Below are 307 nucleotides of genomic sequence, written 5' to 3'. Positions count from 1 at the left end.
TGCTGAAACTAACAATCTTCCAATAGTCACCACTACGAGCCGCTATCGTAATCAGCGATACACCGCCCACTACTGCTAGCGCAGCACCAACCGCGTGGGTGATGCTGTTGAAGCGCTCTCCATAATATATGTTATCACCTACAAATTTTCCACTATTAAAAGCTGCAGCTCGGCCAATGTGCCTACGGTTTTTTTGCCCAGGAGATGAATTTTTAAGGAGCGACGCATAATTGCTCAACAACGCTATTCGTCAAAAAAGCGCTTACATTTCAGCACGCCATATAACAACCGTAGCCGACTTGAGGCT

At 46.3% G+C, this 307-nt stretch carries 1 pseudogene; it reads right to left on the bottom strand.

The window, feature by feature from the left end:
• Positions 1-241: pseudogene (locus ACO0LF_RS31690) on the bottom strand (hypothetical protein); the annotation flags it as partial.
• Between the last annotated feature and the right edge of the window lie 66 nt (positions 242-307).

This window comes from Undibacterium sp. Di27W, from assembly GCF_049340345.1.
In the GTDB taxonomy this organism is placed as follows: Bacteria; Pseudomonadota; Gammaproteobacteria; order Burkholderiales; family Burkholderiaceae_D; genus Undibacterium.
Note: the sequence above shows the minus strand (reverse complement) of the source record. Positions and strands in the feature narration are given on the sequence as shown.